7 protein-coding genes are annotated in these 7,937 nt (G+C 70.6%); 2 read left to right on the top strand and 5 right to left on the bottom strand.

The genetic code is table 11. The features are described 5' to 3' along the window. Positions 1–818: biotin/lipoyl-containing protein (locus GORHZ_RS00755; RefSeq protein ID WP_006329382.1), on the bottom strand; the 818-nt coding region annotated here is incomplete at its 3' end. Positions 819–998: 180 nt separating this feature from the next. Continuing rightward, complete coding sequence (locus tag GORHZ_RS00750) at positions 999–2,531, bottom strand: leucyl aminopeptidase (RefSeq protein ID WP_006329380.1); 1,533 nt, start codon at positions 2,529–2,531, stop codon at positions 999–1,001. Between the two features lie 52 nt (positions 2,532–2,583). Between GORHZ_RS00750 and gcvT the strand changes: the two genes are divergently transcribed. Both gcvT and GORHZ_RS00740 read left to right on the top strand, forming a co-directional pair. Further along, complete coding sequence (gene gcvT, locus GORHZ_RS00745) at positions 2,584–3,699, top strand: glycine cleavage system aminomethyltransferase GcvT (RefSeq protein ID WP_040529553.1); 1,116 nt, start codon at positions 2,584–2,586, stop codon at positions 3,697–3,699. 86 nt (positions 3,700–3,785) lie between these two features. Then, positions 3,786–4,892: a branched-chain amino acid aminotransferase gene (locus tag GORHZ_RS00740; RefSeq protein WP_006329376.1), complete on the top strand. Its 1,107-nt coding sequence runs from the start codon at positions 3,786–3,788 to the stop codon at positions 4,890–4,892. A 115-nt stretch (positions 4,893–5,007) separates the two neighbouring features. Here the strand turns inward: GORHZ_RS00740 and GORHZ_RS00735 are convergent, their stop codons facing one another. The 3 genes from GORHZ_RS00735 to GORHZ_RS00725 all read right to left on the bottom strand — a co-directional run. After that, on the bottom strand, positions 5,008–5,781 hold the full coding sequence (locus GORHZ_RS00735; protein ID WP_006329360.1) for an adenosylcobinamide-GDP ribazoletransferase: 774 nt from the start codon (positions 5,779–5,781) through the stop codon (positions 5,008–5,010). Positions 5,782–5,788: 7 nt separating this feature from the next. After that, positions 5,789–7,588 carry a nicotinate-nucleotide--dimethylbenzimidazole phosphoribosyltransferase gene (gene cobT / locus GORHZ_RS00730; RefSeq protein ID WP_006329353.1) on the bottom strand — a complete coding sequence of 600 codons (1,800 nt, stop codon included), beginning with the start codon at positions 7,586–7,588 and terminating at the stop codon, positions 5,789–5,791. 4 nt (positions 7,589–7,592) lie between these two features. After that, positions 7,593–7,937 (bottom strand): DUF3043 domain-containing protein (locus GORHZ_RS00725; RefSeq protein ID WP_006329351.1); only part of this gene is annotated, 345 nt, incomplete at its 5' end.

Here is a 7,937-nt window from a genome sequence, read left to right as displayed (position 1 = left end):
GCGGCGAGCTTTCGCACCAGCGGCGTCACGTACGGGGTCGACTCCATGGTCTCGGGTTCGGCCTTGGCCGCGGCGACCGGAGCGGGTTCCGGCTCGGGAGCCGGCGCCGGCGTGGCCTGCGCCGGTTCGGGTTCCGGCTCGGGCTCTGGCTCCGGGGTGGGTTCGGGAGCTGCGGGTGCCGGTGCCGGCGGCGCTGCGGGTGCGGCCGACGCGTCACCGATCACGGCGAGCTTGCCGCCCACCGCGACGACGTCGTCCTCCTGTGCGCTGATCTCGAGCAGCGTTCCGGCGACCGGGGACGGGATCTCGGTGTCGACCTTGTCCGTGGACACCTCGAGCAGCGGTTCGTCGGCGGCGACCTCGTCGCCCACCGACTTCAGCCAATTGGTTACCGTGCCCTCGGTGACCGACTCGCCGAGTTCGGGCATCAGCACGTCGGTGCCCTGTGCCGGACCGGTCGAGGCGGCGGGAGCCGGAGCCGCTGCGGGTTCGGGTTCGGGTTCGGGAGCCGGCGCAGCCTCGGCGGCGGGAGCCGGCGCGGGCTCGCTGGGCGCGGGCGCCTCGGCAGGTGCCTGCTCACCCGCCTCGCCGATCAGGGCGAGTTCACCGCCGACCTCGACCACGTCGTCTTCCTGGGCGATGATCTTCGTCAGCACACCCGAAGCGGGGGCGGGGATCTCGGTGTCGACCTTGTCGGTTGATACCTCCAGCAAGGGCTCGTCGGCCTCGACGGTGTCGCCCTCCTCCTTGAGCCACCTGGTGACTGTTCCCTCGGTGACACTTTCACCCAGGGCGGGCATCTGGACGGAGAAGGCCATCGTTGTTGACTCCTGAACTCGACGTGTGGTCACTAGGTCGGTCCACCGCGGTGTGTGCGCCGTCGGTGCACGCTGGACGGGGTGGCGGGTGAGCCGTCCGTCCCTGAGTCACCCTACCCGTCGCTCGTCACGGCTACGCGCTGTGGCCACACATTCCGCACCGCGAGTCGGCGCACCGGTTCAGCCCTGCGCGGCGATGTCCTCGAGCACCCGCGTGATGGTCCGCACCGGCACCCCGGTACCGCCCTTGGGGGTGTAGCCCCACGGGCCGCCGGTGTTGAACGCCGGACCCGCGATGTCGATGTGCGCCCAGGACACCGACGCCGGCACGAACTCCTTGAGGAACAGCCCGGCCGAGAGCATGCCGCCGTTGCGGTGATTGGTCACATTGGCCAGATCGGCCACCCGCGACTTCAGATCGGCGCGCAGTTCGGGCGGCAACGGCATGGCCCAGCCGTTCTCGCCGACCTCACGCGACAGCGCGGCCACGCGGTCGCGGAACTCGTCGGTGCCCATCACGCCGGGCGTGCGGGCGCCGAGTGCCACCATCTGCGCTCCGGTCAACGTCGCGGTGTCGATGAGGTAGTCCGGTTCGTCCTCGCAGGCGCGCACGATGGCGTCGGCCAGGATCAGCCGGCCCTCGGCGTCGGTGTTGAGGACCTCGACCGTGGTGCCGCCGTACTGGGTCAGCACGTCGCCCGGGCGCTGCGCGGTGGCCGACGGCATGTTCTCGGCCATCGGGACGGTCGCGGTGACCGACACGTCGAGGTCGAGGCGGGCGGCCAGGATCGTCGCCGCGATGACCGCGGCGGCACCGCCCATGTCGGAGGTCATGTGGTCCATGTTCGCGGCCGGCTTGATCGAGATGCCGCCGGTGTCGAAGGTGATGCCCTTGCCCACCAGCGCCACCTTCTTGGCGTCCTTCTTGCCGGTGTGGGTCAGGCGCACCAGGCGCGGCAGGCGCGAGGACCCCTTGCCGACGCCGATGATGCCGCCGTAGCCCGCCTTCTCCAGTGCCTTGTCGTCGAGCACCTCCACCTTGAGTCCGGCCGCGCTGCCCAGGCGTACGGCACGGTCGGCGAACTCCTCCGGGTAGAGATGGCTCGGCGGGGTGTTCACGAAATCGCGGGCGATCGCAACGGAGTCGGCGACCGCGACCGCATGCGCCAGTTCGGTCTTCGCGGTCTTGCCCTTGTCGTCGACGAGCAGCGTGATCGTCGACGGCGGGGTCTTACTCGGCTTGGTCTTGTCCGACCGGAACGCGTCGAATCGGTAGGCGCCGAGGAAGAATCCCTCCGCGGCCGCAGCCAGGTCGATCACCGACAGCGTGGTCGCGGCACGGTCGACCCCATCGAGTTCGCGGGCCGCGATCCCGGCCGCCTGGCGGATCTGGTCGGCGTCGTCGAGGTTGTCGGCGTCGCCGAGCCCGACCGCGAGCACGATGTCGGTTCCGAGGCCCTCGGGCGCCGCGAAACGGGTGACCTCGCCGTGCGCACCGGACGCGCCGAGACGTCGAACGGCCGAGCTGATGGCGTCGGCCTGCGCATCGTCGAGTAGTCCGTCGCCGATGGCCAGCGTCGGTTCGCGGTCGTCGTCGCCGTTGGTGTCGGGTTTGATGAGTCCGATCACCAGGGCCTTGTCGGCTTTGCCGAGGGTCGTCGCCAACTCCAGTTCCGGGCCGCGCACGCGGTCGACAGCATCGTTTTTGGTCACGGCACAACTGTGCCACAGGCCCGAGATGGGCCGGGCCCAGTACGGTGTCCCCATGACTGATCTGCTCGCGGGACCGATTGCCGACCGTCATGCTGCTCTGGGGGCCTCGTTCGCCGCATTCGGTGGCTGGGACATGCCCGTCTCCTACGCCGGTACCGTCGCCGAACACACCGCGGTCCGCGAGGCGGTGGGCATCTTCGACGTCAGCCACCTCGGCAAGGCGTCGGTGTCCGGTCCGGGTGCGGCCGACTTCGTCAATCGCACCCTGAGCAACGACCTGGGCAAGATCGTGCCGGGTAAGGCGCAGTACACGTTGTGCTGCAACGAATCCGGTGGGGTGGTGGACGACCTCATCGCCTATCTCGTCGGCGACGACGAGGTCTTCCTCGTGCCGAACGCCGCCAACACCGCAGGCGTCGTGGCGATGTTGTCCGCGGCCGCGCCAGACGAAATCACGGTGACCGACCGGCACCGCGAGTATGGCGTGTTCGCGGTGCAGGGACCTCGTGCCGTCGACGTGTTGTCGGCGGTCGGTCTGCCCACCGACATGGAGTACATGGCCTTCGTCGACGCCGACCTGCCGACCGCGGCCGGTTCCTGCCCGGTTCGGGTGTGCCGCACCGGCTACACGGGGGAGCGCGGTTACGAGATCCTGCCGCGGTGGGCCGAGTCGGGGGCGGTGTTCGACACACTGCTGGCCGCGGTCAGCGACCACGGCGGTCAGCCGGCAGGCCTCGGCGCCCGCGACACCCTGCGCACCGAGATGGGCTACGCATTGCACGGCCACGAACTGGCCCCGGACATCAGCCCTGTGCAGGCCCGGGTCGGCTGGGCGGTGGGCTGGAAGAAGCCGGAGTTCTTCGGCCGCGACGCGCTGGTCGCGGAGAAGGCCACCGGCCCGGTCCGTCGGCTGTACGGGTTGAAGGCGACCGGACGCGGGGTGCCGCGGGCCGACTGCGTCGTGCGCGCCGTGGGCGGTGCGGCGGACGGCCGGATCGGTCACTGCACGTCGGGTACCTTCTCGCCGTCCCTCAAACAGGGCATCGCGCTCGCGCTGATCGACACCGCCGCCGGTGTCGAGGTCGGCAGCGAGGTGGTCGTCGACGTCCGCGGGCGTGATCTGCCCTGCGAGGTCGTGGCGCTGCCGTTCGTCGCGTCACACGTCTGAGCGTCGATCGCGTCCCGACACAATCGCGTTCCGACACAAGGTGGCGGGGGCGGAAACCGTTTGCGGCGCGGCGGTACGATTGCGCAATGACCTTGCAGTTCACGCGTACCGAACATCCCCACCCGGTGTCGGAGAGCCGGCGGGCGGAGATTCTCGCCGCCCCCGGTTTCGGCAAGCACTTCACCGACAACATGGTGATGATCGACTACGACGTGGATCGGGGCTGGTACAACGCGCAGGTCAAGCCGTACGGTCCGATCGCGCTGGACCCGTCGGCGATGGTGCTGCACTACGGGCAGGAGGTCTTCGAGGGTCTGAAGGCCTACCGTCAGCCCGACGGTTCGATCGCCGCGTTCCGCCCTGAGGCCAACGCGCTGCGCATGCAGCGTTCCGCCGAGCGCCTCGCCATGCCGCCGCTGCCGATCGACGACTTCATCGAGTCGCTGCGGGCGTTGCTCGCCGCCGACAACGAGTGGGTGCCCGCGGCGGGCGGCGAGGAGTCGCTCTACCTGCGTCCGTTCATGTTCGCCTCGCAGGCGGGGCTCGGTGTCAACGCGCCGTCGAACTCCTACATCTATTCGGTCATCGCGTCACCGGCGGGTGCCTACTTCTCCGGGGGGATCAAGCCGGTCAGTGTCTGGCTGTGCACCGAGTACGTGCGGGCAGCGCCGGGCGGCACGGGATTCGCCAAGTGTGGCGGCAACTATGCGGCAGCCTTCCTCGCGCAGGCGCAGGCCACCCATCACGACTGCGATCAGGTCGTCTGGCTCGATGCCGTCGAGCGCCGGTTCATCGAGGAGATGGGCGGCATGAACCTGTTCTTCGTCTTCGGCTCGGGTGCGGACGCGCGCCTGGTGACCCCGGAGCTGACCGGGTCGCTGCTGCCCGGTATCACCCGGGAGTCGTTGCTGCAGTTGGCCACCGACGCCGGTTTCGCCGTCGAGGAGCGCCGGATCAGCACCGAGGAGCTGCGGAAGGGCGTGGCCTCAGGCGACATCACCGAGGTGTTCGCGTGCGGCACCGCCGCGGTCATCACCCCGGTCGGCCGGGTCAAGGGCGCGACCGAGGACTACCTGATCGGCGACGGCTCGGCCGGCGAGGTCACCCAGGCGCTGCGAGACACCCTCACCGGCATCCAGCGCGGCACCTTTGCCGACACCCACGGCTGGATGACCGAACTCTATCGTCGCTGAGCTGGGTAAATGCGCCCCTGAGTGGTGCCTCCGGTGGCGGGAGCATCGACGATAGGTCGGTCGATCGTGCCGCCCTGGTGGGCGCTCAACTCGGGCGTTGTCGGGGACAAGGGCCTCAGGCGAGCAGCCCGACGACGGTGATCGCCGTAGCGAGTTCGATGACGGCCCCGAGGACATCCCCGGACACCCCGCCCATCCGTTTCGCGCAATGCCGGGTGAAGACCCAGGTGAACCCGAACACGACGGCCGTGACCGCCACGGCCTGCAGCGCGCGCACCGCGTCGGGCCCGACCAGGGCGGCCGCGGCGAACCCCAGCGCCGACCACACGACGGCCGAGGCGCGCTGGGTGCCCGCGACGAGTGCGCCGAAGCCGTTCGGGTGTGCCGGGGACAACCCGGCGCGGGCGGCGAGTACCGCACAGACTCGGCCCAGCGCGATCGCGAACGCGAGTGCATACCACTGACCGCGGTCGACGAGGGCCCCGAAACCGACCGTCTGCACGATCATCACCCCCGCGATGGTGGCCACGCCGAACGGTCCCACCGTCCCGCTGCGCATCACCTCGGTGACCCGTTCGGGCGGACCGTAACAGCCCAGACCGTCGGCCGTGTCGGCGAGCCCGTCGAGATGCATCCCGCGCGTGACCAGTGCCAACGCGGCGACGAGCAGCACGCCGATCATCGTCGGGGGCAGGTCGGTGTGCGACAGTGCCCACGCCGCCAGCGACGTCGCGGCGCCGATGACCGCCCCGACGACAGGCACCGCCGACATCACCGCACCACCGAGCCGGCGATCGATCGGTCCGTATGTTCCGTTGGCGGCCTTCGGGATCGGCACGACGGTCAGCCAGGAGAATGCGACGCCGACCGCCCGGACCGGTGAGATCACAACCTGATCAGACCCCGGCGGCGGTGGCGCTCGCCGAACGCTCGGCGCCGGTCGTGTCGTCGAGGTCCGACCCGCTCACCCCGGCGTCGCCGAAGGTCGCCATCGACCCGAGGATGTCCACCGCGGAAGCGACGATGGGCAGCGCGGTCAACGCACCGCTGCCCTCGCCGAGCCGCATCGACAACTCCAGCACGGGTTCGAGGTCCAGATGTCCGAGCGCGATCGTGTGCGCGGGTTCCACCGACCGGTGACCCGCGAGCCACCACCGCGCCGCCCCCGGGGCCAGTTCGCCGGCGACCAACGCGCAGGCCGTGACGACGACCCCGTCGAGGATCACCGGAGTGCGACGCACCGCCGCCTGCGCCAGGAACCCGGCCATCGCGGTGAGGTCGGCTCCGGCGACCGCCGCCAGCAACGACAACGGGTCGTGCACGTGGCGACGGGCCCGGCGCATCCCGTCGCGGATCGCCGCGGTCTTGCGGATCCAGCCCGCGTCGTCGATTCCCGTTCCGCGGCCGACGATCTCGACCGGTTCCCGACGGGTGAGGGTGCCCACCAGCACCGTCGCCGGGGTGGTGTTCCCGATCCCCATCTCGCCCGCGATGAGCAGGTCGGCACCGGAGTCGACGAGTTCGTCGGCGATCGCGCGACCCGCCGCCAGCGCCTGCCGCGCCTCCGCGATGGTCAGCGAGTCGGTGACCCGCAGATCCCCGCTGCTGCGGCGGACCTTGTAGCGGGAGACCTCGGGCGCGGTGTCGGCGTCCACCGACAGATCCTGCACATGGACCGTCGCGCCCGCTCGTCGCGCGAGCACGTTCACCGCGGCCCCGCCGGCGGCGATGTTGGCCACCATCTGGCCGGTCACCTCGGGCGGGAACGCCGACACCCCGGCCCGTGCGACACCATGGTCCCCGGCGAACACGACGACCGTCGGTTGGCTGAACGGCCGTGGGGGACAGACGCCCTGACACGCCGAGATCCACACACCGAGATCCTCGAGGCGGCCCAGCGACCCCGGCGGTTTGGTGAGGGTCAGCTGGCGCGCCCGCGCAGCGGTGGCGACCTCGAAATCCGGCGGCGCGACGGGCCCGAACACCTCGGCATCGGTGGGGTCGACGGAGGCCGGAGCCGGATTCGGACCCGGAGCCGAATTCGGGCGCGGGGCCGGCACGGCGACGGGCGCTGGTACCGCTGCGGGGGCCGGTACCGCTGCGGGGGCCGGTACCGCTGCGGGTGCCTCTACCGCTGCGGGTGCCTCTACCGCGGCGCGGGTCCCGGTCAGGTCGACGACCTGGCCTGCGACCACCAACACGACGCGGTCGCAGACGGCTGCGACGGCTGTGTTGAGCGCGCCGAGCTCGTCCTGGAACCGCCTGCCGGCCGGGGTCGGCGGTACCAGCGACAACCCCACCTCGGGACTGATGATGACCAGATCGCCGGTGAAATCGCTGATCGCCGAACAGATCTCGGATGTCAGGTGGGTGAGGTCGACCGGGGTGTCGGCCCAGCCGCCGACCGCGTCGAGCTGGGCGGCGAGCCAGTTGCCGAGATCGTCGAGGAGGGTGGGTGTCGTCGGGTCGGAGTGCAGTGCCCCGGCCACGTCGACGGTCTCGACGGTGGCATACCGCCCGTCGCGGCGTGCGCGATGGGCGGCGACGCGCGCCACCCATTCGGTGTCGGTCGACGTCGTCGGGCCGGTGGCCAGATAGCGCACCTGTGGGTGGCCGCCGAGCAGCGACTCGCCGTGACCGGATTTGCCCGAGCGGACCCCGCCCAGCACCAGTGTGCGGGTTCCCCGCGATACCACCGGGTCAGACCTCGTCGCCCGGCGACACCTGCGGTTTCGGCGCACGCATCATCCGCATCTGCATGGCGCGCGTGAATGCGTACCAGCCCAGCCGGAACCCGGTCTGCGACGGATCGGTGTCGGGATAGCGTTCCCGGACCCGTCGGTTCACCAGGCGACCAAGGATCACCGCGTCGACCACCATGAAGATGACGAACAGCAGCAGCACGATGTTGGCGTAGACCGCGATCGCCGGCAGGAACATGACCACGATCAGCACGATGGCGAACGGCATGAAGAGGCCCGCGAAGTTGCGCCGGGAGTCGACGATGTCGCGGGTGAACCGGCGGACCTGCCCCTTGTCGCGCGG

Source organism: Gordonia rhizosphera NBRC 16068 (assembly GCF_000298195.1).
Classification (GTDB): Bacteria; Actinomycetota; Actinomycetes; order Mycobacteriales; family Mycobacteriaceae; genus Gordonia; species Gordonia rhizosphera.
This window is presented reverse-complemented; position numbering and strand designations above follow the sequence as displayed.